Source organism: Paenibacillus sp. YPG26 (genome assembly GCF_023704175.1).
GTDB lineage: Bacteria > Bacillota > Bacilli > Paenibacillales > Paenibacillaceae > Fontibacillus.
This window is the reverse complement of the sequence record NZ_CP084530.1, coordinates 2,500,064-2,526,274: the sequence shown is the minus strand read 5'-3', so window position 1 is coordinate 2,526,274 and position 26,211 is coordinate 2,500,064. Positions and strand designations below refer to the sequence as shown.

27 protein-coding genes are annotated in these 26,211 nt (G+C 48.0%); 24 read left to right on the top strand and 3 right to left on the bottom strand.

All coding sequences use genetic code 11. The annotated features are described in order from the left end of the window. Window position 1: 1 nt before the first annotated feature. The 17 genes from yfmH (at window position 2) to pduL (ending at window position 17,363) form a co-directional block, all read left to right on the top strand. Complete coding sequence (gene yfmH, locus LDO05_RS11820) at window positions 2-1,285, top strand: EF-P 5-aminopentanol modification-associated protein YfmH (protein ID WP_251375594.1); 1,284 nt, start codon at window positions 2-4, stop codon at window positions 1,283-1,285. Further along, complete coding sequence (gene ymfI, locus LDO05_RS11815; protein ID WP_251375593.1) at window positions 1,282-2,049, top strand: elongation factor P 5-aminopentanone reductase; 768 nt, start codon at window positions 1,282-1,284, stop codon at window positions 2,047-2,049. Before yfmH ends, ymfI begins: the two co-directional genes overlap by 4 nt. Window positions 2,050-2,143: 94 nt before the next feature. Continuing rightward, window positions 2,144-2,398: a DUF3243 domain-containing protein gene (locus LDO05_RS11810; protein WP_251375592.1), complete on the top strand. Its 255-nt coding sequence runs from the start codon at window positions 2,144-2,146 to the stop codon at window positions 2,396-2,398. 168 nt (window positions 2,399-2,566) lie between these two features. Then, window positions 2,567-3,334 (top strand): DUF3388 domain-containing protein, encoded by a 768-nt coding sequence (locus tag LDO05_RS11805; RefSeq protein ID WP_251375591.1) that lies wholly within the window; start codon window positions 2,567-2,569, stop codon window positions 3,332-3,334. Between the two features lie 32 nt (window positions 3,335-3,366). Then, window positions 3,367-4,482: a helix-turn-helix domain-containing protein gene (locus LDO05_RS11800; protein ID WP_251375590.1), complete on the top strand. Its 1,116-nt coding sequence runs from the start codon at window positions 3,367-3,369 to the stop codon at window positions 4,480-4,482. Window positions 4,483-4,716: 234 nt separating this feature from the next. Continuing rightward, window positions 4,717-5,208, top strand: coding sequence for a YajQ family cyclic di-GMP-binding protein (locus LDO05_RS11795; protein ID WP_251375589.1), 492 nt, complete (start codon window positions 4,717-4,719; stop codon window positions 5,206-5,208). Between the two features lie 224 nt (window positions 5,209-5,432). Then, window positions 5,433-6,026, top strand: a complete 594-nt coding sequence (gene pgsA / locus LDO05_RS11790; protein ID WP_251375588.1) for a CDP-diacylglycerol--glycerol-3-phosphate 3-phosphatidyltransferase — start codon at window positions 5,433-5,435, stop codon at window positions 6,024-6,026. 62 nt (window positions 6,027-6,088) lie between these two features. After that, window positions 6,089-7,357 (top strand): competence/damage-inducible protein A, encoded by a 1,269-nt coding sequence (locus LDO05_RS11785; protein WP_251375587.1) that lies wholly within the window; start codon window positions 6,089-6,091, stop codon window positions 7,355-7,357. A 276-nt stretch (window positions 7,358-7,633) separates the two neighbouring features. Beyond that, window positions 7,634-8,695, top strand: a complete 1,062-nt coding sequence (recA, locus tag LDO05_RS11780) for a recombinase RecA (RefSeq protein WP_251375586.1) — start codon at window positions 7,634-7,636, stop codon at window positions 8,693-8,695. A gap of 80 nt (window positions 8,696-8,775) precedes the next feature. Next, window positions 8,776-9,603, top strand: a complete 828-nt coding sequence (locus LDO05_RS11775; RefSeq protein ID WP_251375585.1) for a regulatory protein RecX — start codon at window positions 8,776-8,778, stop codon at window positions 9,601-9,603. A gap of 315 nt (window positions 9,604-9,918) precedes the next feature. Further along, entirely contained in the window at window positions 9,919-11,460 is a 1,542-nt protein-coding gene (gene rny, locus LDO05_RS11770; protein ID WP_251375584.1) for a ribonuclease Y, read from the top strand. Window positions 11,461-11,561: 101 nt separating this feature from the next. Continuing rightward, window positions 11,562-12,356, top strand: coding sequence for a TIGR00282 family metallophosphoesterase (locus LDO05_RS11765; protein ID WP_251375583.1), 795 nt, complete (start codon window positions 11,562-11,564; stop codon window positions 12,354-12,356). 129 nt (window positions 12,357-12,485) lie between these two features. Beyond that, window positions 12,486-12,746 carry a stage V sporulation protein S gene (locus tag LDO05_RS11760; protein WP_006286829.1) on the top strand — a complete coding sequence of 87 codons (261 nt, stop codon included), beginning with the start codon at window positions 12,486-12,488 and terminating at the stop codon, window positions 12,744-12,746. A gap of 109 nt (window positions 12,747-12,855) precedes the next feature. After that, window positions 12,856-13,815 (top strand): dipeptidase, encoded by a 960-nt coding sequence (locus LDO05_RS11755; RefSeq protein ID WP_251375582.1) that lies wholly within the window; start codon window positions 12,856-12,858, stop codon window positions 13,813-13,815. A 216-nt stretch (window positions 13,816-14,031) separates the two neighbouring features. After that, a complete protein-coding gene (locus LDO05_RS11750) occupies window positions 14,032-15,807 on the top strand; it encodes a 2-oxoacid:acceptor oxidoreductase subunit alpha (protein ID WP_251375581.1) in 1,776 nt (591 codons plus the stop codon). Between the two features lies 1 nt (window position 15,808). Further along, complete coding sequence (locus LDO05_RS11745) at window positions 15,809-16,675, top strand: 2-oxoacid:ferredoxin oxidoreductase subunit beta (RefSeq protein ID WP_251375580.1); 867 nt, start codon at window positions 15,809-15,811, stop codon at window positions 16,673-16,675. Window positions 16,676-16,790: 115 nt separating this feature from the next. After that, window positions 16,791-17,363: a phosphate propanoyltransferase gene (gene pduL / locus LDO05_RS11740; RefSeq protein WP_251375579.1), complete on the top strand. Its 573-nt coding sequence runs from the start codon at window positions 16,791-16,793 to the stop codon at window positions 17,361-17,363. A gap of 151 nt (window positions 17,364-17,514) precedes the next feature. Here pduL and spoVAD read toward each other — a convergent pair whose 3' ends face one another. From spoVAD to LDO05_RS11725, 3 genes are read right to left on the bottom strand one after another with little or no spacing between them, the layout of a single operon-like run. Continuing rightward, complete coding sequence (spoVAD, locus tag LDO05_RS11735; protein ID WP_251375578.1) at window positions 17,515-18,528, bottom strand: stage V sporulation protein AD; 1,014 nt, start codon at window positions 18,526-18,528, stop codon at window positions 17,515-17,517. 1 nt (window position 18,529) lies between these two features. Further along, a complete protein-coding gene (gene spoVAC, locus LDO05_RS11730; RefSeq protein WP_251375577.1) occupies window positions 18,530-19,036 on the bottom strand; it encodes a stage V sporulation protein AC in 507 nt (168 codons plus the stop codon). 12 nt (window positions 19,037-19,048) lie between these two features. Further along, the gene (locus LDO05_RS11725) at window positions 19,049-19,909 is read right to left on the bottom strand and encodes a DUF421 domain-containing protein (RefSeq protein ID WP_251375576.1); all 861 of its coding nucleotides are present in this window, start codon (window positions 19,907-19,909) and stop codon (window positions 19,049-19,051) included. 175 nt (window positions 19,910-20,084) lie between these two features. Between LDO05_RS11725 and LDO05_RS11720 the strand changes: the two genes are divergently transcribed. The 7 genes from LDO05_RS11720 (at window position 20,085) to LDO05_RS11690 (ending at window position 26,090) form a co-directional block, all read left to right on the top strand. Next, window positions 20,085-20,291: a DUF1657 domain-containing protein gene (locus LDO05_RS11720; protein ID WP_251375575.1), complete on the top strand. Its 207-nt coding sequence runs from the start codon at window positions 20,085-20,087 to the stop codon at window positions 20,289-20,291. 274 nt (window positions 20,292-20,565) lie between these two features. Continuing rightward, a complete protein-coding gene (gene miaB, locus LDO05_RS11715; RefSeq protein ID WP_251375574.1) occupies window positions 20,566-22,116 on the top strand; it encodes a tRNA (N6-isopentenyl adenosine(37)-C2)-methylthiotransferase MiaB in 1,551 nt (516 codons plus the stop codon). Between the two features lie 47 nt (window positions 22,117-22,163). Continuing rightward, complete coding sequence (locus tag LDO05_RS11710) at window positions 22,164-22,616, top strand: YlbF/YmcA family competence regulator (protein ID WP_251375573.1); 453 nt, start codon at window positions 22,164-22,166, stop codon at window positions 22,614-22,616. Between the two features lie 102 nt (window positions 22,617-22,718). Next, entirely contained in the window at window positions 22,719-23,135 is a 417-nt protein-coding gene (locus LDO05_RS11705; RefSeq protein WP_251375572.1) for a PaaI family thioesterase, read from the top strand. 91 nt (window positions 23,136-23,226) lie between these two features. Continuing rightward, window positions 23,227-24,006, top strand: a complete 780-nt coding sequence (locus LDO05_RS11700) for an NUDIX domain-containing protein (protein ID WP_251375571.1) — start codon at window positions 23,227-23,229, stop codon at window positions 24,004-24,006. Window positions 24,007-24,041: 35 nt separating this feature from the next. Continuing rightward, the gene (locus LDO05_RS11695) at window positions 24,042-24,590 is read left to right on the top strand and encodes a cysteine hydrolase family protein (protein ID WP_251375570.1); all 549 of its coding nucleotides are present in this window, start codon (window positions 24,042-24,044) and stop codon (window positions 24,588-24,590) included. A 42-nt stretch (window positions 24,591-24,632) separates the two neighbouring features. After that, window positions 24,633-26,090, top strand: coding sequence for a nicotinate phosphoribosyltransferase (locus LDO05_RS11690; protein ID WP_251375569.1), 1,458 nt, complete (start codon window positions 24,633-24,635; stop codon window positions 26,088-26,090). The last annotated feature ends 121 nt before the right edge of the window (window positions 26,091-26,211 follow it).

The following is a 26,211-nucleotide window of genomic DNA, read 5'->3' as shown; positions in this document are numbered from 1 at the left end:
GGTGGAGAAATTTCAGTACGAGAAACTTCAGGAAACCCTGTATCATGAAGTGATGGATAACGGACTCCAAGTATACGTTCTTCCCAAGCCGGGCTTCCAAAAGACTTATGCCACATTCACTACCAAATACGGTTCAATCGATAACCATTTCCGTGTTGAGGGGCAGGATGAAATCTCTGTGCCTGATGGAATTGCTCATTTCCTTGAGCATAAGATGTTTGAAGAGCCGGAAGGCGATATCTTTGCAACGTTTGCTTCCCAAGGCGCTTCCGCCAACGCGTTTACAAGCTTTGACCAGACGACTTACCTGTTCTCATCAACCGAGAACATTTCTGCCAACTTGGAGACGTTGATCAATTTCGTGCAGAATCCATACTTTACGGATCAGAATGTGGACAAAGAAAAAGGAATTATCGGGCAGGAGATCGGCATGTATGCGGATAATCCCGATTGGCGGGTATATTTCGGCTTGATCGAAGCCTTGTACAAGGTTCACCCGGTTCATATTGATATTGCGGGAACCGTTGAATCGATCGGCACCATTACCAAGGAGACACTGTATACGTGTTACAATGCCTTTTATCATCCAAGCAATATGCTTCTGTTTGTGGTGGGCGGCGTGGATCCCGAGGAAGTATTTAATCTCGTTAGAGCGAATCAGGCGCGCAAGGACTATAAGCCGCAGGGGACAATTGAGCGTCTGTTCAATGAGGAGCCAGCTGGTGTGAATGAGCGCAGACGCACCTCCAAGCTGCCCGTATCTCTTCCGAAATGTCTGTTCGGCTTCAAGGAGACGAAGCTCGGGATCACGGGTACGGAGCGGATCAAGCTGGATCTTACAACCAAGCTTGCCCTTGATTTGCTGTTCGGCTCAAGTACCGATCTATATCAGAAGCTGTATGATCAGGATTTGATATCGGATAGTTTCGGCCACGAGTATAATAGTGATCCCAATTATGCTTTCTCAGCCATTGGTGGGGACACCCGTGACCCGGAAGAGCTGTTAAGAGTGATTACAGAAGAAGTGAATGCCCTGGTTCAAACGGGCTTTAAGCCGGAGAATTTCGAACGTGCGCGGAAAAAGAAAATTGGCGGGTATTTGCGTATGATGAATTCACCTGAGAATATCGCTCACGAGTTCACTCGTTACAAGTTCCGGAGAGGAGACCTGTTCGAGGTTCTCCAGATCTATGAATCCATCACGCTCGATGACGTCAATCAGCGCCTTAAGGAGCACATTAATTGGGATCAAATGGCTGTATCCCTAGTGGTGAGTCCTGAATGAGCTTCGAAATTGGGAGAGAGAAGAACATCAAGAATATGACCGTATTAGTTACGGGAGCCAGCAGGGGAATAGGAGCATCTATTGCTGAACGGTTCGCCATGGAGGGGCTGAATGTGATCATTCACTATGGCAGCTCACATGAGAAGGCGAATGAAGCAGCCCGCAGATGCATGGCTTATGGTGCGAGAGTGCTTACCATCAGCGCGGATCTAAGAGTAAAAGACGATATTATCCGAATGAAAGAGAAATTGGAAGTCCACGGATTATTCCCTGACATTCTGGTTAACAATGCGGGAATTGCCAGTTACGGCATGCTTGAGGACTTAACGGAAGAACAGTGGGACAATATGATGAATGTGAACCTGAAGGGCGTGTTCCTGTGTACACAGACATTTATGCCCTATATGGTCCGAAAGCGGTTCGGAAGAATCATTAATGTCTCCTCCATATGGGGGGTGTCCGGGGCCTCGTGCGAGGTTGCCTATTCCGCTGCCAAAGGTGGGGTCAACGCATTTACCAAGGCGCTCGCGAAGGAACTGGCCCCCTCCCTGGTCACGGTTAATGCTGTCGCACCAGGAGCCGTGAGTACAGAAATGATGGCGAGCTTCGAGGAAGCGGAGCTGCGCCGCCTTGAGGAAGAGATTCCTGCCGGAAGACTGGCTACGCCCGAGGAAGTTGCCTCGCTGGTCTACTTTCTGGCGCTTCCTGAGTCGGGCTATATTACCGGTCAGATCATTAGCCCGAACGGGGGCTGGATCACGTAAGCCGCCCAAATAATAGCTGTATAATCTGATTCCAATAATCACATATTACAACTGTTGATCTTAAATCTTAACGCCATGCGAAGGAGGATTTATCATGTCAACAGTACTGAGTAATTTCGATTCTTGGAAGAAGTTCCTTGGAGACCGGGTGAAGCATGCGGAGAATGCGGGTATGAGTGAAGAAAGCATCTCCAATTTAGCCTACGAAATTGGCGGGTTTCTAGACGACAAGGTTGATCCTCAGAACGCTTCAAACCGGGCTCTTAAAGAGATCTGGGATGTCGGCAACGAAGAAGAGCGCAGAACCATAGCGAGGTTAATGGTAAAACTGGCTAAGAAGTACGCCTAGATCAGCAACTTTGAAAAGCTCCCTTGTGGGAGCTTTTCTGCCATATTCTGAGCCGGACTTGCCTTTCAATTTTATTTTATATATCATTAACAAGTAATGCATCTGCAGATTTATTTAGATTTTCTGTCGTATTCTACGATATAGAGCAGGGTAGAAGAGGTGAACCGGTTGAAGCAAACACAGTGGTACATGGAGTACAGAATACATAGGAATCGGCCGGGACTTCTAGGGGATATTGCTTCCATGTTCGGTATGCTCGGGGTTAACATCATAACCATTAACGGGGTTGAAGGCCAGACACGGGGGATGCTGCTGGAATGCGAGGATGATGAGAAGATCGCTCTGTTGGGTCAAATGCTCGGCAAAGTCGATAATATTACGGTTCTGGCGCTGCGCAGTCCACGGCTTGTGGACATATTGGCTGTGAGACATGGCCGTTATATAAATAGGGATTCTGATGACCGCAAGACCTTTCGGTTCACACGTGATGAGCTTGGGTTGCTTGTAGACTTTTTGGGTGAAATATTTAAAAGAGAGGGCCACCAGGTTATCGGCCTGCGGGGTATGCCTCGGGTAGGCAAGACAGAGTCAATCATCGCCGGCAGTGTCTGCTCCATGAAGAGATGGACCTTTGTGTCGTCTACTCTATTGAGACAGACCGTCCGCAGTCTGCTGTCTGAGGAAGAGTACAATCCTAACAATGTATTTATCATCGATGGAATCATCAGTACCATACGTTCCAATGAGAAGCACTACCAGCTTCTCGAAGATATCATGACGATGCCTGCGACCAAGGTCATTGAGCATCCCGATATCTTCATTAGAGAGTCGAAATATGACTATAGCGACTTTGACTTTATTATCGAGCTTCGTAACAATCCGGACGAGGAAATCGTCTATGATACATTCACTACGCTGTACACGGATGATCTATAATTGTGTGCTGAAAATTGACAGGAGGGATGGTAATGTCGGATCTGGGCCAGCAATTGAAGGAGGCCAGACTTCAAAGAGGATTGTCGCTGGACGACGTCCAAGAAATGACCAAAATTCGAAAAAGATATTTGGAAGCCATCGAGGCGGGAGATTATAAAGTGCTCCCAGGAAGCTTTTATGTGCGGGCATTTATTAAAACTTATGCAGAGGCTGTTGGAGTGGATTCGGATGAATTGCTTGAGGAGCACCGCAAGGATGTTCCGGTCACCGAGCCTGAGCCTACTATGGAGCCTGTCATTCAGAAGAGAAGGAGCAGTCACGCTGCAACTGAACGGAATTCGAAATGGCTGTCAACGACGCTGATGTGGTCGTTCGCAGCCTTGATTGTGATTGTAATTTACATTGTCGTCTCAAATAATTACAGGTCTGACAGCACGAAGACTCCTGACCCTACTCCAGTGACGGATAGCAAGACACCAGTCACGACAACTACGCCTGCTAAGACGGAGACTGTTACACCTCCTGCACAAGGCGGAGACCTGAACACAGGTGGAGGGCAGACAGGCACGGAGAGCCAAGGGCAGTCAACCGTACCTGGTACAGGAACAGCAACGGATCCGAATTCGGGTACGGGTACCGAGTCTGGAACGGGTGCAGATCCAACAGATACGGGAGCGGCGGATTCAGGTTCGGCAATCGTAACGCCTGATGGCAAGAAGGGAAGCACGACAAAATTCAAAGTGACCAGCAGCGGAACCGCTCCGGTCAAAGTTGAAATCAAAGCTTCTGGCAAGAGCTGGGTTGAAGTGCGAAAAGGAACTTCCCGGGGTGAGAAGCTGTTCTACCAGAATATTGAGGACGGAGAAACTCAGAGTTATGATTTGGGTTCTGAAGGACTGTATATTAAATCAGGTAATTCGAATAACACTGTAATTACGGTTGGTGGCAAGGTTGTGACTGATGGGAAGAATACAACCAAAATTCAGTTGAATCTGGATGATGGCACCTCTGGTCAAGGAACAGGTGAGTCGGGTTCTACTGATTCAACGAACTCTGCTGAAGATTCAACAACCTCTACTGAAGATTCAACCAGCGGGACGGACTCCAGCCCAGCTGGTTCGGACACATCAGATACAGGAACGAATTAGTCTGCAAGTGTAGGCGCATAGGAGTCTACGAGATTGTTGATTACTGGCATACGCATGTGTACTTCAGAGTACTGTGAATGTACTTTGAAGTGTTGTTAAGCCGGGAAGCAAGAATCAGGGCAGGTGTCCACACCGGCGAGAAGCGGGGTTGGCGCTTGCCCTGTTTGTGTTAGAAGAAACTTTTTCATATAATAATAAAACATAAGATAAGACGAACGAAGGGAATGGGATAAGATGAGTAGTGAAAGTTCATTTGATATCGTGTCGAAAGTAGACATGCAGGAACTAACTAATGCCATACAGCAGACAGAACGGGAGCTTGAGACCCGTTATGACTTTAAGAACAGTAAAAGCTCGATCAAAGTCGACAAGGATGTTCTGGTTGTAACCTCGGATGATGAGTACAAGCTGACAGCGGTTATTGATATTTTGCAGTCCAAGATGATTAAGCGGGGTCTGCCGATCAAGAACCTGGAGTATGGGAAAGTGGAGCCAGCTTCGCTCGGAAGCGTCCGTCAGCGTATTACACTTAAGTCAGGGATTGACCAGGATAATGCGAAGAAGATCAATATCCTTATTCGTGATTCCAAGCTTAAGGTGAAAAGTCAGATTCAAGGAGATCAGGTCCGGGTAACCGGGAAAAGCCGGGATGATCTGCAAAGTGTAATTCAGCTTCTCCGCAAGGCGGATTTGTCTGTTGACCTTCAATTTACTAATCTTAAATAACACTGTAGGGTCTCTTGATATGCCTGAAATGCATATCTGTCGAGACCTTGCTTCATTTTGACACAGTATAAGCCGTATATTATACTTGTAGGGATAAATGGGGACGGCAGCAATCACTGGGGGTACAAAATGACAGCTAACGATTACGTCATAGTTCTTAAGCAGCATAACTTTGTTCATTTTTTTACATATTCTATTCTTGACTTGTCAGGGGAGGGTGCTCGATGAATCTGCCCAACCGAATTACATTAGCCCGTATATTCATGATTCCGGTCATGCTTGTGTTCCTGCTTGTGAACCTGAACATGGACTGGTGGTCATATCCTTTGACCTGGGGGAATTACACATTGCCACTGAATCACCTGATTGGAGCTCTATTGTTCATTATTGCAGCCAGTACGGACGGACTTGATGGCTATCTGGCACGCAAGAACAACATGGTGACTAATTTGGGGAAATTGCTGGATCCCTTGGCGGACAAGCTGCTGGTAGCGGCAGTGCTGGTCTCTCTCGTTGCCTTAGGCAAATGTGATGCATGGATTGCTGTGGTGATCATTAGCCGCGAATTTGCTGTAACGGGTCTTCGTGAAGTGGCCCTGCTTGAGGGTTCTGTTATTGCAGCCAGTAAATGGGGTAAAATTAAAACAATCACCCAGATTGTTGCGATTTCAGCACTGCTTCTCAATAACTTCCCGTTTGCATGGGTGAATTTCCCATTTGACGAGGTTGCGATTTGGATTGCGGCTCTGATCACCATTTACTCTGGAATTGATTACTTCATTAAGAACAAGAACATATTGTCTTTCTCTAAAGTCTGAACTGAATCTAACTAGAAGAGGATGCCACGTTGCCCTTCTTAACGGGGGAGTTGTGATTACTGATGAAAGCTGAAATTATTGCCGTAGGGACTGAACTTCTGCTTGGCCAGATTGTAAATACGAATGCCCGCTATTTATCAGTGGAGTTAGCTGCACTGGGAATCGATGTCTTTTTCCAGACGGTGGTTGGGGATAATAAGGTGCGTCTCCAGCAGGCAATCAAGATTGCCGAGGAGCGTGCTGATCTAATTATTTTCTCGGGCGGTATTGGCCCGACCCAGGATGATCTTACCAAAGAAGCCTTGGCGGCAAATCTGGGACGGGAGCTTCATATTGACCGTCAGGCGATGGATAATATTGACCGTTTCTTCAAAGACCGGGAGCAGCCTATGACTGAGAACAACCGGCGTCAAGCCCTGGCTATTGACGGGGGCACACCACTGCCGAATGAGACGGGGCTTGCTGTAGGCAATGCCATTACCCAGGGCGACAAACACTATATTGTCCTGCCAGGGCCGCCTAAAGAGCTGATGCCCATGTTCGAGAACCAGGCTAAGCCTTGGATCATGAGTCATGTGCTGACTGGAGAGACCCCTCTGTATTCCAAAATGCTGAAGTTCGCGGGAATCGGTGAATCTGCGCTGGAGACGAAGCTGCTGGATTTAATTGAGTCGCAGAGTGATTTGACGATCGCTCCTTATGCCAAGGAAAGTGAAGTCACTATCAGGTTATCTACCAAAGCAGCACTTGAGAGTGAGGCTTTTGAGAAGCTTGACGCGATGGAGAAGATTATTGAAGAGCGCTTGTCTGATTACTTATATGCTAATCGTGACGTGCCTATTGAACAGGTTATTGTAGAGATGATGACCGAGATGAATCTAACGGTCAGTGCAGCCGAGAGCTGTACAGGCGGACTGTTAATGCAAGAGATCACTTCAATTCCGGGAAGCGCAACTGTGTTCCTGGGCGGAATTGTGTGTTACTCCAACGAAATGAAGAAGAAGCTCTTGAATGTGCCTGCACATCTTCTTGAAGGAGAAGAGGCGCCCGGGGCTGTCAGCAGTGAGACCGCTAAAGTGCTGGCTGAGCAGGTTCGAATTGTCACTGACACGGATTTCGGACTATCGGTCACAGGGGTGGCGGGTCCTGCATTCTCGGAGAGAAAGCCGGTTGGACTCGTATATATCGGGATCTCCGAACGGGATGGATCCACCACAACTTATGAATTGAACCTTAAAGGCAACCGCGAGACCATTCGTCTCAGATCTGCCAAGGCTATCCTCTATCGGCTGTGGCTGCGGCTTAAGGAGCTTCAATCAGCTAATGCATAGGGACTTAATAGCTTAGGATAAGACTGCTGCCTGCTAAACTTGCAGCAGGAAGTCTGCTAGAGTATAATTAAGAGACGGAAGAACCGTAGCAAACTAAAGGGTTGCTGCGGTTCTTTTGTGTTAATCTCTGGAAATCGCGGCACTATGGAAGAGAGGTGTCCGGTCCAGAAAAAAACGAATGTATGTTCTAAAAAATGCTTGGCAAACGCTTCTAAACAAGGTACAATTGTATAAGTAAGGCAATCCTGTATTTATCATTTTGAAGGATGTGAGCTAATGTCAGATCGTCGTGCAGCGCTGGATATGGCGCTTCGTCAAATAGAAAAGCAGTTCGGTAAGGGATCAATTATGAAGCTTGGGGAATCCACTCATATGCAAGTGGAAATTATTCCCAGCGGCTCTATAGCATTAGATATAGCTCTTGGCACAGGCGGGCTGCCTCGTGGTCGTATTATTGAAGTATATGGACCGGAATCTTCTGGTAAGACGACCGTTGCTCTACATGCGATAGCGGAAGTTCAGAAGGCAGGCGGACAAGCTGCATTTATTGATGCGGAGCACGCACTTGACCCGACTTATGCGGGCAAGCTTGGTGTTAACATTGATGAATTGCTTCTGTCCCAGCCAGATACGGGTGAACAAGCACTGGAGATTGCAGAAGCACTGGTACGTAGTGGAGCTGTGGATATTATCGTTATTGACTCCGTTGCGGCTCTTGTTCCTAAAGCGGAAATCGAAGGTGAAATGGGAGACTCTCACGTGGGTCTTCAAGCAAGATTGATGTCCCAAGCCTTGCGTAAGCTGTCTGGCGCAATCAGCAAGTCCAAGACGATTGCAATCTTCATTAACCAGCTGCGTGAGAAAGTTGGGGTTATGTTCGGTAATCCAGAGACTACTCCTGGTGGACGTGCGTTGAAGTTCTATTCAACTGTTCGACTGGATGTGCGTCGTATCGAAACTATCAAAATGGGTAACGATATGGTAGGTAACCGTACAAGAATCAAGGTAGTTAAGAACAAAGTGGCTCCTCCATTCAAACAAGCTGAGATCGACATTATGTATGGCGAAGGGATTTCCAAGGAAGGAAGTCTGATCGATATCGGTGTTGAGCAGGATATTGTTGATAAGAGCGGTGCCTGGTATTCCTTCTCTGGCGAACGTCTTGGACAAGGACGGGAGAACGCGAAGCAGTTTCTTAAAGAGCACCCTGAAATTGCGGATGTTATTGAGAACAAGATTCGCGAAGCCAGCAATTTAACGACAGCTGTCCCTGCGCCAACCGCAAGTGAAGCTGAGGAAGAAAGCAAAGAAGAGCTCGCTCTTTTTGCAGATGAATAATTAATTTGGTGTGGCGCTCTGATCGAAGGTATCTACCGGAGACAGAGCGTTTTCTTATTATATAGCGGGAGAATATTACAATGGATGAGGGAAAGTATAAGAAAACTCCGTACGGGCGGGGAAAGTATATTGATTCGCGATCGGACAAGCAGCTTCAAGAGCGTGGGATCTACGATATCTCGGAACCAAGCGGGCAGGATGACGAGGATTTTGACGGCTTGGCGGATTTTCCGGAAGATGAGGCATTAAGTATTACCTCAGTTGAGAGTCTAAAGCGGCCGAAGTATCGGTATCTTATTCATTTTGGCCCATATTGTGTTCAAGTGCATGAAGATGTAATGATCAAGTACAGGATGATGAAGGGGAGCTCATTCACCAAGTCGGATCTGCTTGAAATTATAGCTGCTGACGAGAAGCAGCAGGCTTACGCGGATGCTCTGAATTACCTCAGCCGCAAGCCCCGGACTACTAAGGAAATATCACAGAGGTTGAAGGAAAAGGGCAGAGAAGAGCAGGTCATATTAGAGATTGTTACAAGACTTGAAAGAGAAGGGCTTGTTAATGACGCGCTGTACGCACAGGAATGGGCCGGCCAGCGTGTTAAGAACCGTGGCAAGGGAAAGATGTGGGTCAGACAGGAGCTGCGCCAGAAGGGCGTCTCCAAGCCTCTGATTGAGGAAGCGCTGGGAAGTGTCTCCGAGGAAGAGGAATACCAGAGCGCATTAGATATGGGGTCGAAGAAGTGGCGTCACACCAGCGGAGAGATTATGGACAGAAAGCGGAAGACGGGAGCTTATCTAATGAGACGTGGCTTCTCCGGCTCGCTTGTGTCGAGAGTTCTCCGTACATTGGTAGAAGAACAAGGCGGCACTGAGGATGAAGAAACCGAATATGAACAATTTGAATGAACCTCTTCTTGTGAAGAAGCGTGTCATACGCTTGACAATTTCTTTCATCAAATAATAAAATGAACTTGAATCTGTATCGATAGAGTCCCTTTTTCCTTCCAAAGAATGTGACTCCTATAGACGGATTCTGGTTACCAATTATGAAGGTATACTGCCTGTCCATATCTGTACGCTTGTACAGAGTCAACTTGAGCAGCTTACTGAATTGGCATGTGTACATCGGTTTATTTGTGATGATGAATGTAACATTATTGACAACTGCACACACACATCCCAGGGAATACCTTGGACTAATCAACGAGGAGGTGAACAGAAATGGAACCTTGGATTTCGATTATTCTCGTTGTAGCCGCACTATTCTTTGGGTTCGTGATCGGATATTTTATTCGCAAATCTCTTGCAGAAGCTAAAATTTCCAGTGCCGAGCATGCTGCCAGTCAAATTCTGGAGAATGCTAAGAAAGACGCAGAGGCGCTGAAGAAAGAAACGGTTCTCGAAGCGAAGGATGAGATTCACAAGCTGAGAGCCGAAGCTGATAAAGACATTCGTGAACGTCGGAATGAAACCCAACGGCAAGAAAGACGACTGTTGCAAAAAGAAGAGTCGCTGGATAAAAAATTAGAATCACTGGAACGCAAAGAAGAGCAAGTGGCCAACAAAGAGAAACGAATTGAGGAAACTCAACAGCAAATCGATTTAATTTACAAAACCCAGGTCTCCGAGCTTGAACGTATTTCCAACCTGACAATGGAGGATGCGCGAAGCATTATCCTAACGAATGTCGAACAGGAAGTACGACATGAATCGGCTCAACTGATCAAAGATATCGAACAGCAGGCTAAAGAGGAAGCGGATAAGAAATCCAGAGAAATCATTACCTTGGCGATTCAGCGCTGTGCTGCTGATCACGTAGCTGAGACTACCGTTTCTGTAGTAACGCTGCCGAACGAGGAAATGAAAGGACGGATTATCGGACGTGAAGGACGTAATATCCGTGCGCTTGAGACGCTTACTGGTATTGATTTGATTATTGACGACACGCCTGAAGCGGTTATTTTGTCAGGCTTTGATCCTATTCGTCGTGAGATTGCAAGAACTGCACTTGAGAAATTGGTGGCAGACGGCCGGATTCACCCAGCCAGAATTGAAGAAATGGTTGAGAAATCGCGCAGGGAAGTTGACGAACGAATCCGTGAGTATGGGGAACAAGCTACATTCGAGGTTGGTGTACACGCTCTTCATCCGGATCTGATCAAGATTCTCGGCAGACTGAAGTTCCGGACAAGCTACGGTCAGAATGTTCTTAAGCATTCGATGGAAGTAGCTTACCTTACCGGGCTAATGGCCGCAGAGCTTGGGGAAGATATCGTACTCGCGAAGCGTGCCGGACTTTTGCATGATATTGGTAAAGCGCTTGATCATGAAGTGGAAGGCTCTCATGTTGAAATTGGCGTAGAGCTGGCGAAGAAATACAAGGAGCATCCGGTGGTTATCAACAGTATAGCTTCTCACCATGGTGACGTTGAAGCTACTTCCGTTATTGCTATGCTGGTAGGTGCAGCAGATGCGCTGTCCGCAGCAAGACCGGGAGCCCGCCGCGAAACACTTGAAACCTATATTCGCCGTCTTGAGAAACTGGAGGAGATCTCCGAATCTTTCGAAGGGGTAGAGAAATCCTACGCAATTCAAGCTGGACGGGAAGTCCGTGTCATGGTGCAGCCTGAGAAAATTGATGATGCTGAAAGCTTCCGCTTGGCAAGAGATATCACGAAGATGATCGAAAGTGAACTGGATTATCCAGGTCACATCAAAGTTACGGTCATTCGCGAGACTCGGGCGGTTGAATACGCAAAGTAAAGGAAATGCTGAGAAGTGGCCCCTCTAGGGGCCGCTTTTTCATTGAGTGGGATTGTGACTTAATGTAAGAGGTTCCGAAGAATAGAAAGGAATGAACGTACATGAAAGTCTTATTTATCGGGGATATCGTAGGGAATACAGGCAGGAAAGCATTAAAGGATACACTTCCTATGCTGAAGTCTAAGCATAATCCCCACATCATAATCGCCAATGGAGAGAATGCGGCAGCCGGCCGGGGAATAACTGAAGCAATTGCCAAGGATTTTTTCGATATGGGGATTCACGGTCTTACTATGGGCAATCATACCTGGGATAACAAAGAGATTTTTGATTTCATCGATAACGAGCCGAGAATGATTCGTCCTGCTAATTTCCCTCCTGGGACTCCTGGATTAGGGAGCACGCTGATCAAGGCAAACGGCAAAGAGTTAGCCATTGTCAATCTGCAGGGAAGAACGTTTCTCCCGGCCATCGATTGTCCCTTCAGAGCGGCGGATGAAATCGTTGACCGGCTTCGGCAAAAGCATAAGAACATCTTGGTAGACTTCCACGCTGAAGCCACGTCTGAGAAGATTGCCATGGGCTGGCATCTCGAAGGAAGAGCCTCGATGGTGGTGGGAACACATACTCATGTTCAGAGTAATGATGACATCGTGTTCGCTGGAGGAACTGCCTATATTACCGATGTAGGTATGGTCGGCTCGCGCGAAGGCATTCTGGGCATGGAGAAGGATGCGGTCCTGCGTAAATTCAAAACCCAGCTTCCTGTCAGATTCCAGGTTGATTCGGGCAAGTGGCAGTTTCATGCCGTACTGGTAGACATTGAGGACGGAACCGGACGGGCCAAGAGTATTAAGAAAATAAGACTGCTAGAAGATGAATGGATCATGGATTAGTACTCCTGCTTGATAGCTGGGTAGGTATACTTCTGGTAATATTAGGATGGTAAAAGAAGGAATTATTTCACTTCTCACGAATAGAATGAATTAGTGGAATCAAACCATCATTCCCAGGAGGTACTTACCATGGAGGTATTAAAAGTTTCAGCAAAATCCAATCCAAACTCCGTTGCCGGTGCATTAGCAGGAGTATTAAGAGAACGCGGGGCTGCTGAACTTCAGGCTATTGGAGCAGGTGCTCTTAATCAAGCCATCAAAGCCGTCGCGATTGCCCGGGGATTCGTAGCTCCTAGCGGAGTGGATTTGATCTGCATTCCTGCTTTCACAGACATCGTCATTGATGGAGAGGACCGGACGGCGATTAAGCTGATCGTGGAGCCAAGATAATTTAAGTATAATGAATCTGCCTGTTTACATTCTGTAGACGGGCTTTTTTGCATGCTTGCTGTTCGGGCTGAAGTTAGGTACCCTAACCAGAGAGAAAGGTGAGTGAGCTATGAAATATGCGGTGATAGACTTTCATTGTGATGCATTATACAAAATGCAAATCAACGATCAGATTGATTTTCATAACGACAGCAGACTGGATGTGAATCTGGAGAAGCTGAAGCAGGGGAGTATCAGCTTGCAGTGCTTCGCCATCTATCTTTCCCAGAGTCTGGGTAGCCCCAAATTCAGCCATGTGCTGGATCAAATCCGTATTTTTCAGGAGAAGGTAGTAAGTAGTGGTATAAGACCTCTGTGCTGGCAGGAAGAGCTGGATCAATTAACTACAGCTCAGCCCTGCGGGCTGCTCTCTTTGGAAGGTGCGGACGGGCTGGAGGGTAATCTGCAGTACCTAAAGACCAGTTATGAGCAGGGAGTCCGCTTCCTGGGCATAACCTGGAACTATGCCAATTGGGCTGCAGACGGGATTCTTGAGCCTCGCAACGGGGGGTTCACCAGGAAAGGGCTTGAGTTAGTCCAAGCTTGTTATGAGCTGGGGATTACCCTGGATGTATCCCATCTATCGGTAAAAGGCTTCTGGGAGCTTGTCACACTGGCCAAGCAGGCGGATAAGCCATTCATAGCTTCTCACTCCAATGCTTACCGCATTTGCCCGCATCCGCGGAATCTTCGTGATGAGCAGATCGAGGCTATCATCAGTCTGGGGGGACGAATAGGCATTACCTTTGTTCCGGACTTTGTGAAGATTAACGGGCCGGTTCACATATCGGATCTTATGAGCCATATTGAGCATATCTGCTCGCTGGGAGGAGAGCAGCATCTGATGTTCGGGTCGGATTTTGATGGGATTGACAGGTATATATTGGGTCTGGAGGATGCTTCCTGTTATTCCAATCTGATCTCTGAACTGCTCAGGCACTATCCGGAAGGGCTGGTAAAAGGCTGGCTTTACGGAAACGCGGAGTCTTTTTTGAGAACCTATCTCCCTCAAAACAAGAAAGCGCTTTAATCGATCTTTTGTAGAGATCGTTCCAATCGCAAACAACTATATGAAAATCTCGAGAAAACGCTTGCTTTTTAATCTGTATAGACATAAAATTGACATGATTGTGCAACAAAATATTCATTATTGGCATAGGTCTTAAGATATACCCATGTCTCTAAAATTCTCTAAACACATGCAAGATGTATCTCCTAATGTGATCGATTGAAGGGGTGGGCGATCGTGATTAATCAATTATCATGGAAGATCGGTGGACAGCAAGGTGAAGGTGTAGAAAGTACAGACCGGATTTTCTCTACAGCATTGAACAGATTAGGTTACTATTTGTATGGATATCGTCATTTCTCTTCACGGATTAAGGGCGGACATACCAACAATAAAATCCGGATCAGCACAAAGCCGATTCGTGCTATTTCCGATGACCTGGACATATTGGTTGCTTTTGACCAAGAGAGTATTGATTTCAATGCGCATGAGCTTCGTGAAGGCGGAGTTGTAGTTGCAGATGCCAAATTTAATCCAACAATTCCCGAAGGAATACAAGCCACCTTGTTCGCGGTGCCTATTACGGCGATTGCGGAGGAGCTTGGAACTTCGCTGATGAAGAATATGGTTGCTTCTGGAGCGTCTTGGGCTCTGCTCGGACTCCCTCTGGAAGTATTTAATACAGCAGTTGAAGAAGAATTCGGACGCAAAGGTCCCGCTATTGTTGAGAAGAATATCGAAGCTGTGCGCCGCGGGGCGGAATACGTGCTTGAGCTTGCGGGCGGACCGCTTGAAGAGTTCAAGCTGCAGCCAGCGGACGGCAAGCAGAAGCTGTTCATGATCGGTAACGATGCAATTGCTCTGGGCGCACTTGCAGCCGGATGCCGGATTATGAGTGCTTACCCGATCACGCCAGCTTCCGAGATCATGGAGTATCTGATCAAGAAGCTTCCAAAGTTCGGCGGTACTGTTGTTCAGACTGAAGATGAAATCGCAGCCATTACCATGGCAATTGGTTCCAATTATGCGGGCGTAAGAACAATGACGGCTTCCGCAGGTCCTGGTCTTTCCCTGATGATGGAGGCTATCGGCCTTGCAGGAATGACTGAGACGCCGGTGGTCATTGTAGATACCCAGCGGGGGGGACCAAGTACGGGTCTTCCTACCAAGCAGGAGCAAAGTGATATTCATGCCTTGATCTATGGCACACATGGCGAGATTCCCAAGATTGTCCTTTCTCCTAGCTCAATTGAAGAGTGCTTCTACGATACGGTTCAGGCATTTAACCTGGCTGAGAAATATCAAGTGCCGGTCATTCTGGCCACAGACTTACAGCTGTCCTTAGGCAAGCAGTCCTGTGAAGAGCTTGATTACAAGAAGATTGTGATTGACCGCGGCAGCATCGCTACCGAGATTCCGGAACGCGAAGACGGATCATTGTTCAAGCGTTACGAGCTAACAGATAACGGAGTCTCCAGCCGGGCCCTTCCGGGTACGAAGAACGGGATCCACCACGTAACCGGCGTTGAACATGACGAGACAGGACGTCCGTCCGAGAGCCCGGTTAACCGGGTCAAAATGATGGATAAACGTCTCGGCAAGATGGACCAGATCGAGGTGGAGAACCCGATTCATATTCTAGGCTCCCACGAAGAGCCGGATCTATTGATTATCGGTATGGGATCAACAGGCGGAACAATTGAGCAGGCCCGTGCACACCTTGAAGCGGAAGGTATAAAGACAAGTCAGATGATGGTTCGTCTGCTGCATCCTTTCCCGGTTAAGGAGGTTCTTCCACATCTGCAGAAAGCGAAGAACGTGGTTGTGCTTGAGAATAATGCGACTGGACAACTTGCCAGCTTGATCAAGCTGAATATGGGCCTGCATGAGAAAATCAACAGTGTTCTGAAGTATGACGGTAATCCGTTCCTGCCTTCAGAAGTATACTCGGAAAGCAAAAAAGCGCTGAGCGATGGACCTTCTGCTCAGACACTAAGTAAGGAGCTGGTGTAAGATGGCAACTTTCAAAGAATTCCGCAACAACGTCAAACCGAACTGGTGTCCAGGATGCGGCGACTTCTCCGTACAAGCAGCCATTCAGCGCGCTGCAGCCAACGTTGGATTGGAGCCTGAACAGCTTGCCGTAATTTCCGGTATTGGCTGCTCTGGACGGATTTCAGGTTACATCAACGCCTATGGCCTTCACGGTATCCACGGACGTGCTCTTCCAATTGCCCAAGGGGTGAAGCTTGCCAACCGTGACCTTACTGTAATTGCTTCTGGCGGGGACGGAGACGGCTTTGCTATTGGTATGGGGCATACCGTTCATGCGATCCGCCGGAATATCAATATGACCTACATTGTAATGGATAATCAGATTTATGGATTGACTAAAGGTCAAACCTCACCACGAAGCGGTGAAGGCTTCAAGACTAAGAGTACGCCTGAGGGTTCCATTGAGAGTACATTGTCACCTCTTGAGATCGCGCTATCTGCTGGAGCTACCTTTGTGGCTCAATCCTTCTCCAGTGATCTTAAGCAGCTCACTTCCTTGATCGAGCAGGGAATTCAGCATGAAGGGTTCTCCTTGATCAACGTGTTCAGTCCTTGTGTAACTTTCAATAAAGTGAACACTTATGACTGGTTCAAAGAGAACATCGTGAATCTCGAGACCGTACCTGATTATGATCCAAGCAACCGGGTTATGGCAATGAGCAAGTTGATGGAGACGGGCAGTATGATCACGGGTCTCATTTACCAGAACAAGACGAAGAGGAGCTATGAGAATCTGGTGACCGGTTTCCGTGAGGAACCTCTTGTTCATCAGAACCTGTCATTGACCGAAAGTGAATTTGACCATCTTGTAGCAGAATTCAGATAGATTAGATCCAAGGCGGCGGGAACTCTCCTGCTGCCTTTTGCTTTTGATTCGGAAAGGAGTATAATGGTTATCGGTTTGTAAGACAATAGAGAAAAAGAGGAGTTGACACTCTATCATGAGTAAATCAGTACCTGTAGGAGTATCCGCACGTCACATCCATTTGACCCAAGAACATATTGAAGCTTTGTTTGGACAAGGTTATCAATTGACTGAATTTAAACCATTGTCCCAGCCAGGCCAATTCGCTGCAAACGAGACTGTAGCTGTAATTGGTCCTAAAGGTCAATTTGACAAAGTACGTATTCTCGGACCCGCGCGTCCCGCGTCACAGCTCGAAATTTCCCGTACAGATTCATTTGCGATCGGAGTCAAAGCTCCGGTGCGTGAGTCAGGCAAGATCGATGGGACACCAGGCATTACGGTAAAAGGTCCTGCAGGTGAGGTTGAATTGGAGCAGGGCGTCATTGTTGCCGCGCGTCACATTCATTTCCATACCTCAGACGCAGCCAAATGGGACATTAAAGACCAGCAGCTGCTTAAAGTCCGCCTCGGCGGCGAGCGCGGCTTAATCCTGGAGAATGTTATTGCGCGTGTGTCGGATTCTTACGCTCTGGACATGCATATCGATACCGATGAGGCGAATGCTGCTGGAGCCAAGACGGGTGACACAGCGGAAATTATCGAATAGAAATGTGTGGAGAAAGACGGGACCTTGGGTCTCGTCTTTTTAATTTTTGAACCCTTGCTGGTGATTGCGAAGCGGGTGTGACCAGTGGTAGCCCGTCTCTGTGGTGCCTGTGTATGTAGATAGAAGCCTCTCGAATAAGAGGCTCTTAATCCTAGGACTCCTGCCGCTCAATTGAGACGGCATGCGCAATGCTTGGGATACTCTCCTTCTGCTGATAGGAGAGGGGGGACATCAAGGCTCCGGTTGCAACTACCAGAATACGACGCAGTTCGCCTCTACGGATGCGTTTCAGGAGATGTCCATAAGTGACAACGGCAGAACAGGCACATCCGCTTCCGCCCGATTGGACATTCTGGTTGTCGTAATCATAGATCATCATTCCGCAGTCTTTGTAGGTAGTCTGCTCAATCGGGAATTTGTGCTTCTTGAACAAATCATTGGCGATCGAATATCCCACCTTGGATAAATCTCCCGTCACAATAAGATCATAGTAGCCGGGTTCAATCTGAAGGTCGCGGAAATGAGCTTCGATGGTATCCACCGCAGCAGGTGCCATGGCGGCTCCCATATTGAATGGATCACTTATGCCCATGTCGACAACACGGCCGATGGTTGCCGAAGTGATCACAGGGCCATCTCCTGTAGGAGAGACAACGGCTGCGCCAGCACCGGTAACGGTAAATTGAGCGGTAGGCGGCTTCTGTGAGCCATACTCAGTAGGATAGCGGAACTGCTTCTCGGCACTGGCATTGTGGCTGCAGGTGCCGGCAAGGACATAATTGGCACTCCCGCTGTTAGCTACAAGGGCAGCAAGGGCAAGTCCCTCCATGGAGGTAGAGCAGGCACCAAACAGACCGAAGTACGGAATTCCAAGTGTGCGTGCGGCAAAGCTGCTGCTGATGATTTGATTCATCAGATCTCCGCCAAAGTGAAACTGAATATTCTCTTTAGTCAATCCTGCATGCTCGATTGCAAGCTTGCAGGATTCCTCGATCAAGGTCTTTTCGGCCTTTTCCCAGCTGTCCTGCCCTAGATACAAATCTCCATGAACAATATCGAAGTCCGCAGCCAAGGGGCCTTGTCCCTCAAATGGACCGACAATGGTAGCCGAGGATATAATTCGCGGTTTATTTTCGAACGCCCAGCTTTGATGACCTTTTAACATATTATGAACCTCCCGAGGATCCAGGTATAAATAAGAAATGGAACAAGGCTATAACGAAAGCGGCTACGGTTCCGAATACGATGACCGATCCGGCTAGCTTGAACATATTTGAGCCTATTCCAAGCACAATACCTTCACGGCGGTGTTCTATTGCCGCTGAGGCCATAGAGTTGGCGAATCCCGTTACGGGTACCGCCGTTCCCGCTCCGGCCCACTGTGCGATCTTATCGTAGAATCCAAGGCTGGTGATGATGACAGAGATCAGAATAAGAACGGCTACGGTAGGGTCGCCTGCCCCTTTCTCGTCAAATCCCCCATAATGGATAAAGAATTGGCGGATACATTCACCGAACAGACAGATCAGACCTCCGCTAAGGAAAGCCCGGATACAATTCCGGACCACAGGGCGTTTGGGTTCGTGTTTTTGGGATAATTCCTTGTAATCCTGCTGAACCGGAGTCAGCTTTTTATTTTGGTTTTTCTGTTTGTTCTTCTTGGTGTCATTCAAGATGTCTGCCTCCTATCTTTTTAGCAGGGGTGTGATGCTGCTTATGACTTTGTTCAGCTGATCTGCGCATTGACCATACATTTGTTTCGCCTGTTGATCTCGGGTAGATAGTGAATACATTTCCAGATCGGCTTCGCATTTCTTCATGTTAGCCAGAAGTACTGCGCGTTCCTGGGGCTCTGGGACCTTGATCTGATCATCGTATAGATCGACATACAGACCTCCATAGGCGTCCACTTGTCCTATATATACGTTATCCAGGGAGACTCCAAGCTTATCCAGCTCGGTATTCAGCCAAGCCATATTCTTGCCTATCGTCGCAAGCGGTTCCTGAATGACAACCCCGTCAAGAATGACGGTCTGGGGTTCAGCCTCGGGGGCTACTTTAATACCGAGCATCGCGGGGGTTAACGGAAGATTCTCTTTTTTGAGCAGCACATTGATCTCCCCGTTTGGCTCCATGACAGCAAATTCAACCTCTGCCGCTCTGAAGACGCTTTTCTTCCGCAGCTGTTCAAGCAGCTCCTCATTAGTGAGCTTTTCCTTCTTCAGATTATCCTCCAATATCTTACCGTCTTTGATCAAGACAGTCCCGCTGCTGTCAATAATCCCGCGAGCATTCTTACTCCCCAACTGCAGATATTCAATACTCAGGGAAATAGCACCCCAAACAGTCAAGGAGATCACGCCGAGATACCATTTTCCGTCCAGATCCAAAGACACACTGGCAGCGAGATCGCCTATGGTGATGCCTGTAATGTACTCAAAGAAGGACAGCTGGGAAATTTGTCTCTTGCCAAGAAGCCGGGTCAGGAGGAACAGGAAGACTACCGCGGCAAGTGTCCTTATAATAACTTCCAACCAGTCAGGCATTACGGATTATCCCCTTCCTGCATACTCAGCTGTGAGCTTCATCCTTTCAATTATGTGTTCATGGAGCGGAATTTAATAAAATATCATTTGGAAAGGCGTGATATATTTTCCATTAATGAGATTCAGACGCGGGGGTTAAATTATGCTTCTAGAAGGATAAGGAGGTGATTTCCCGATGACCGTCGCATCCCAGGTCAAGACTACGGTTGCTTCTCTGAAAAGTGCACAAGCCAGTCTCGAGGCCTTCGCGCTAAGCACGCAGAATCAAGAGGCTAAAGCCTTGTTCACAGACGCAGCAGCCCAAACCCAGCAGATTGTGAATCAGGTTGAAGGCCGTGTGCAGCAGCTTGAGAATGAAGAGCCTCAATATAAAGGCTTCTAGGTGGATTTGACTGTTCATGATCCTGCATAGAATCCAATAAGACCGTTCCCGTGCATTGGGGACGGTTTTTTTTGGATTGCGTACAATTCGCCATGATGACCCATTCAAATCAACCCAAAGCTGCAATGCGGTACACAGGCCTTCGCAATCGGGTCTTCATTCACTCCGTATAGATAAGCCAAATTAGGTGTGGTATAATTTGACGTAATGCTTTTTTATAAATATTCTCTCTTAGCGGGAGTCGATAGATGATCTGAAGGAGTGAACCGGAAGCATGGCGGAGAATAAAAAGGATTACTCCAAATATTTTGATTTCTCAGATGCCAAAGTCATTTCTGATGACGAGACCGGCAAGAAAATCCGGATCCGCGGCCGCGATATTCACATTATGTCTGAACCGAATCATAGACAGGAGAAACAGCGGGGCAAGGAAGACGTCAAGGTGCTGTATGAGCATACGGTTCCGGATGGACTCAAGGACCTTGGCAGAGGCAAGCGATACATCGTATACACTTTCGGCTGCCAAATGAATGAGCATGATACAGAGACTATCAAGGGCCTGCTCGAGCAAATGGGATATGAGTCAACGGAAGAGCGCAAAGAGGCGGATCTGATTCTTCTGAACACATGTGCGATCAGGGAGAATGCCGAGGACAAGGTGTTTGGCGAGCTCGGGCATCTGAAGTCACTCAAGCTTGAGAAACCAGGTCTGCTGCTGGGCGTATGCGGATGTATGTCTCAGGAAGAGACTGTCGTGAACCGGATTATGCAGAAGCACAGCTTTGTCGATCTGATCTTCGGTACTCATAATATCCACCGTCTGCCGCATTTGATTCAAGAAGCGCTCTTCAGCAAAGAGCTGGTCGTCGAGGTATGGTCCAAAGAGGGCGATATCATTGAGAATCTGCCAAAGAAACGGGAAGGTATGCGGGCCTGGGTGAACATCATGTATGGATGTGATAAATTCTGCACGTACTGCATCGTACCTTTTACCAGAGGCAAAGAACGCAGCCGCAGACCTGAGGATGTTATAGCTGAGGTGCGCGACCTTGCACGCCAAGGATTCAAGGAGATTACACTGCTTGGGCAGAATGTGAACGCGTATGGGAAGGACTTTTCAGACATCAATTATTCGTTCGCGAACCTGATGGATGATCTTAGACAGATTGATATTCCCCGCGTACGGTTCATGACCTCACATCCCCGGGACTTCGATGATCATCTTATCGAGGTGCTGGCCAAAGGCGGGAATCTGGTAGAGCATATTCATCTTCCGGTCCAGTCTGGAAGCACGGAGATTCTGAAGAGAATGAGCCGTAAATATTCCAGGGAGCATTATTTGGAGCTTGCCCGCAAGATTAAAGCAGCGATCCCGAACGTAGTTCTTACAACAGACATTATTGTGGGCTTCCCGGGGGAGACGGATGAGCAGTTCGAGGATACGCTCTCTCTGGTTAAGGAAGTTGGCTACGACTCAGCGTACACCTTCATTTACTCACCAAGGGCGGGAACGCCTGCGGCGGTAATGGAGGATAATGTCCCGATGGAAGTGAAGAAAGTACGCTTGAAACGGCTTAATGATGCGATTAACGAGAACAGCCGTCACAGCAACCACAAAGTCGTTGGTTCTGTTGTCGAGGTGCTGGTGGAAGGCGAGAGCAAGAATAATGAGCATGTACTCGCCGGAAGAACTCGGAGCAACAAGCTGGTGCATTTTGAGGGATCCCCGGATCTTATCGGTACTTTCGTACAGGTTGAGATCACAGATCCCATGACTTGGTATATTAAAGGGAATATCGTTCCAGAATCGGTCTCGGCAGTATAAATAAGTCAGACGGATATGGCTAAAATATAAATTGGGGGAATTGTACCATGGGACAGCTGGATAACGTACAGTATAATGATTGCGGAATGCCTACTTTTGATACTAAAAATCTGATTATTCGTGAAGATATTATGGCTAAGGCCAAGGAGCTTGCCGAATTGATTGGAACCAGCGAAGAAGTGGAACACTTCAAGAAAGCGGAACAAAAAATTCAAAACCATGAGCGGGTTCAAGGTCTTATTCAGACCATTAAGAAGAAGCAGAAGGAGATCGTAGCCTTCGAATCGTTCGAGAACAAAGCGATGGTTGCCAAGATTGAGCAGGAAATTGAAGAGCTCCAGGATGAAATCGACAGTATTCCGCTTGTGACCGAATTCCAGCAAAGTCAAAGCGATATCAACTATCTGCTTCAGCTTGTCGTATCTGTGATCCGTGACACGGTATCGCAGAAAGTCAATGTAGAAGCTGGAACTGAAGCGGCTCCAAGCAGCTGCGATTAATGGAATGATGTGCGGGGGCTTTCTTCCGCACTTTTTTTATTCATTAGATGAAAGTGAGAAGTTAGAAATGCTCGTATAGGACAGCTAAGGAGGAACTGCAGGATGGATTGGACAGAGATCATGGAACGGAGTGATCAATCATTCTGGGGCCATCTAGGTGGGCGCGTATTGAGTGTAGATAAGAACAAGGTTGAGGCTGTCCTGACGGCCGAGCCTAGACACCTGAATTCGGTAGGGATTGTTCACGGTGGAGTGCTCTCCTCACTAATGGATCAGGTGATGGGTTTTGCCGTAATTGCAGCCAAGGATGGACAGCATGGAGTAACGACTCATCTAAATGTCAATTTTCTCGCTCCGATGGGCCTGGGGGAGCTGTATGTGACAGCATATCCTGTGCACGAGACACACCGGACCGTGACCCTTCACGCCGAGGTTAGAGATGGGAAGGATGTCTTAGGCTGTATTGCGACAGCCACTTTTCGGTTGCCAGGCGGGAAGGCGGGCAGTCTGCCTAAATGAGACAATGAACAGCAGGTATGGACAACAGGATGCTTTAGGGAACATAATATGGATTAATCTCTAGACAAATAAATTGACGTGGTGATGTAGGATGACAAATGAACAGGAGCAGAATAGGCCGCCATATGACGCGAAGAAGTATAGGACCCCGGATGGGATTCCTGCTGATATTGTAATGTTCACTTTAACGAAGCAGGAACGGCGGGCCGCAACCAAATCGCTGCCGATATTCGATCTTAAGGTCATGCTGATCCGGCGCAAGAGCTGGCCGTTCGCTGGGGCTTGGGCTCTTCCGGGAGGATTCTCCCAGGAAGACGAATCTTTGTATGAGACAGCCAGCAGAGAACTAATGGAAGAGACCGGTGTGGAAGGTAAGCATTTGGAGTATTTAGGTGTATACAGCAAGCCGGGGCGCGACCCCAGAGGCTGGATTATCTCGCACGCTTTCTTTGCCTTTGTTGAAGAGTGGGTGCTCGAGAAGAGACAGGCTGCCGATGATGCCCAGAAGGTGGGCTTGTTCACCATGAAGGAGGCGCTTGAAGAGCTTGAGCTGGCTTTTGACCATCGTGAGATCCTTAAGGACGCGTACAAAAGAATTCAGCAGCAAATGCTTCAGACCACGATTGCGAAGCAGTTCCTGCCCGAGCATTTCACACTGAGTGAACTGTACCAGGTCATTCAGACCGTTGTGCCTGACTTTGCAGAGCTTAATTTTATTCGGAAAATCACCTCAACCCGCAGCAGACAAGGGATCCTGGAGGAAGCAAGAGACGAGAAGGGGCAGCCTTTGCTGTCGAATCAGTATTCACAGCGGCCTGCGCAGCTGTACCGGTTCACAGACTTCACTCCGCAATTGTCTATATACACTTAAATTTCGGGGATACACTAATGAAGGGGACGTGACCTATGAAAGCCTTAATCGTGATTGATTTCACTAATGACTTTGTGAATGGCAGCCTTCCTGTTGGAGAGCCAGCTGTGGAGATTGAACCCGTTGTTACCAAGCTTACGGAAGAATACATCCGTCAAGGTGACCTGGTGGTTATGGCAGTCGATATACATGAAGCCAATGATCCTTACCACCCCGAGACCAAGCTGTTCCCGCCTCATAATATCCGGGGCACAGAAGGCCGTGAACTGTTCGGTTCACTGGGGCAGCTCTATGAGAATCACAAGCAGCAGATTTATTGGATGGACAAAACCAGGTACAGCGCTTTTGCCGGAACTGATCTGGAGATCAAGCTGCGTGAACGGGGAATCAGTGAAGTTCACCTCGTCGGAGTATGTACAGATATCTGTGTGCTGCATACGGCTGTTGATGCTTACAATAAAGGGTTCAAGATCACAGTATTCGAGGATGCTGTTGCCAGCTTTAACGAAGCTGGTCATAACTGGGCACTCGGGCATTTCAGAGGCAGTCTGGGTGCTGAAGTCAAGCGCAGTGATCTAACCTAATTAACTGCCGCACAAGCAGCAGGAAGCGAGAGGACGATAGACATGAACACGAACAGCTTAGCGCTGCATACCGATAAATACCAGATCAACATGATTTATGCTCATTGGATGAATGGGACACATTTAAGAAAAGCTGTGTTCGAGGCGTATTTCCGCAAGCTGCCGTTCGGGAACGGATATGCCGTATTTGCCGGACTTGAGCGAATTGTAAGCTATATCAGCAATCTCCACTTCACAGAGCAGGATCTAAGTTACTTGGCCAAGCAGGAAGAGAACTACAAGCCTGAGTTCCTTGAGCTGCTCCGCCAATTCAAATTCCGGGGAGACATCTCCTCCATGCGTGAAGGAGCCATAGTATTCCCGAATGAGCCCTTGATTCGTGTTGAAGGTAATATTATGGAGACCCAGCTCGTAGAGACCGCAATACTTAACTTCATGAACTACCAGACCCTGATTGCTACCAAAGCTTCCCGTATCAAACAGGTGGCTGAGGAGGATGTGCTGCTTGAGTTCGGAACCCGGAGAGCCCAGGAAGCGGATGCCGCGGTCTGGGGAGCGCGGGCTTCTTACATATCCGGATTCGATGCGACCTCCAACATGCTTGCGGGAGAAATGTTCGGAATTCCGACCAAGGGAACGCATGCCCATTCCTGGGTACAGCTGTTCGATAATGAACAGGAAGCCTTTGAGATGTATGCGAAGGCCATGCCGGACCAGGTAACCCTGCTGGTAGACACCTTTGATACGCTGAAGAGCGGCGTGCCTCATGCCATTCATACCGCGAAGCACTTGGAGTCCATGGGCAAGAAAATGGTGGGAATCAGGCTGGACAGCGGCGATTTGGCTTATCTGTCCATTCAAGCCCGCAAAATGCTGGATGAAGCAGGATTGGATTATGTAAAGATTGTTGCATCCAATGATCTGGATGAGAATACGATCTTCAACCTGAAGGCTCAGGGGGCCAAAATTGACATTTGGGGCGTGGGCACCCAGTTGATCACCGCTGCGGACCAGCCTGCTCTAGGCGGAGTATATAAGCTTGTGGAGCGGGAGAAGGACGGCACGATGGAGCCGACAATCAAGATATCCGGGAACCCCGAGAAGGTTACCACTCCAGGTAAAAAGGACGTGTACCGGATAATCAGCAGCGGCAGCAATAAAGCGATTGCCGATTATATCAACCTGCCCCGTGAGGAGAATCCGAGAGCAGGCGGCAAGCTTAAGCTAATCAATCCGCTGCACCCATATATCCAGAAGACCGTTAAGCATTACTACGCTGTTAAGATGTTGGAGCCGATCTTTGTTCAAGGAGAGCTTGTCTATGAACTCCCTGAACTGCAGGAGATCCGTGAGTATCATAAGGAGCAGCTTCAATTGTTCTGGCCTGAATATATGCGGAAGCTGAATCCAGAGATATACCGGGTCAGCTTAAGCCAGGAGCTCTTGGATATGAAGCAGAGATTATTGGAAGCTCATTTGGAGCCTGATCTCGAGGAGTAACAGATCCCGGTTATTTCTCGGGAAAGCGCAGGATATCTGAAAATCCGACTGACTCGGACAATCAGAAGAAGAATGGCATGGAAATTTGCAGGCTTTTGTCATCTAATTAAATGAGATGTTC

What these genes read in the sequence shown, in the direction of transcription:
- LDO05_RS11725 (WP_251375576.1), bottom strand. Translation starts at nt 19,909, where the DNA reads ATGCCTGACTGGTTGGAAGTTATTATAAGGACACTTGCCGCGGTAGTC.
- ymfI (WP_251375593.1), top strand. Translation starts at nt 1,282, where the DNA reads ATGAGCTTCGAAATTGGGAGAGAGAAGAACATCAAGAATATGACCGTA.
- LDO05_RS11720 (WP_251375575.1), top strand. Translation starts at nt 20,085, where the DNA reads ATGACCGTCGCATCCCAGGTCAAGACTACGGTTGCTTCTCTGAAAAGT.
- LDO05_RS11745 (WP_251375580.1), top strand. Translation starts at nt 15,809, where the DNA reads ATGGCAACTTTCAAAGAATTCCGCAACAACGTCAAACCGAACTGGTGT.
- LDO05_RS11710 (WP_251375573.1), top strand. Translation starts at nt 22,164, where the DNA reads ATGGGACAGCTGGATAACGTACAGTATAATGATTGCGGAATGCCTACT.
- spoVAD (WP_251375578.1), bottom strand. Translation starts at nt 18,528, where the DNA reads ATGTTAAAAGGTCATCAAAGCTGGGCGTTCGAAAATAAACCGCGAATT.
- LDO05_RS11810 (WP_251375592.1), top strand. Translation starts at nt 2,144, where the DNA reads ATGTCAACAGTACTGAGTAATTTCGATTCTTGGAAGAAGTTCCTTGGA.
- miaB (WP_251375574.1), top strand. Translation starts at nt 20,566, where the DNA reads ATGGCGGAGAATAAAAAGGATTACTCCAAATATTTTGATTTCTCAGAT.
- rny (WP_251375584.1), top strand. Translation starts at nt 9,919, where the DNA reads ATGGAACCTTGGATTTCGATTATTCTCGTTGTAGCCGCACTATTCTTT.
- pduL (WP_251375579.1), top strand. Translation starts at nt 16,791, where the DNA reads ATGAGTAAATCAGTACCTGTAGGAGTATCCGCACGTCACATCCATTTG.
- LDO05_RS11795 (WP_251375589.1), top strand. Translation starts at nt 4,717, where the DNA reads ATGAGTAGTGAAAGTTCATTTGATATCGTGTCGAAAGTAGACATGCAG.
- LDO05_RS11700 (WP_251375571.1), top strand. Translation starts at nt 23,227, where the DNA reads ATGACAAATGAACAGGAGCAGAATAGGCCGCCATATGACGCGAAGAAG.
- LDO05_RS11705 (WP_251375572.1), top strand. Translation starts at nt 22,719, where the DNA reads ATGGATTGGACAGAGATCATGGAACGGAGTGATCAATCATTCTGGGGC.
- LDO05_RS11760 (WP_006286829.1), top strand. Translation starts at nt 12,486, where the DNA reads ATGGAGGTATTAAAAGTTTCAGCAAAATCCAATCCAAACTCCGTTGCC.
- recA (WP_251375586.1), top strand. Translation starts at nt 7,634, where the DNA reads ATGTCAGATCGTCGTGCAGCGCTGGATATGGCGCTTCGTCAAATAGAA.
- LDO05_RS11695 (WP_251375570.1), top strand. Translation starts at nt 24,042, where the DNA reads ATGAAAGCCTTAATCGTGATTGATTTCACTAATGACTTTGTGAATGGC.
- LDO05_RS11800 (WP_251375590.1), top strand. Translation starts at nt 3,367, where the DNA reads ATGTCGGATCTGGGCCAGCAATTGAAGGAGGCCAGACTTCAAAGAGGA.
- LDO05_RS11755 (WP_251375582.1), top strand. Translation starts at nt 12,856, where the DNA reads ATGAAATATGCGGTGATAGACTTTCATTGTGATGCATTATACAAAATG.
- pgsA (WP_251375588.1), top strand. Translation starts at nt 5,433, where the DNA reads ATGAATCTGCCCAACCGAATTACATTAGCCCGTATATTCATGATTCCG.
- LDO05_RS11765 (WP_251375583.1), top strand. Translation starts at nt 11,562, where the DNA reads ATGAAAGTCTTATTTATCGGGGATATCGTAGGGAATACAGGCAGGAAA.
- LDO05_RS11785 (WP_251375587.1), top strand. Translation starts at nt 6,089, where the DNA reads ATGAAAGCTGAAATTATTGCCGTAGGGACTGAACTTCTGCTTGGCCAG.
- LDO05_RS11690 (WP_251375569.1), top strand. Translation starts at nt 24,633, where the DNA reads ATGAACACGAACAGCTTAGCGCTGCATACCGATAAATACCAGATCAAC.
- LDO05_RS11775 (WP_251375585.1), top strand. Translation starts at nt 8,776, where the DNA reads ATGGATGAGGGAAAGTATAAGAAAACTCCGTACGGGCGGGGAAAGTAT.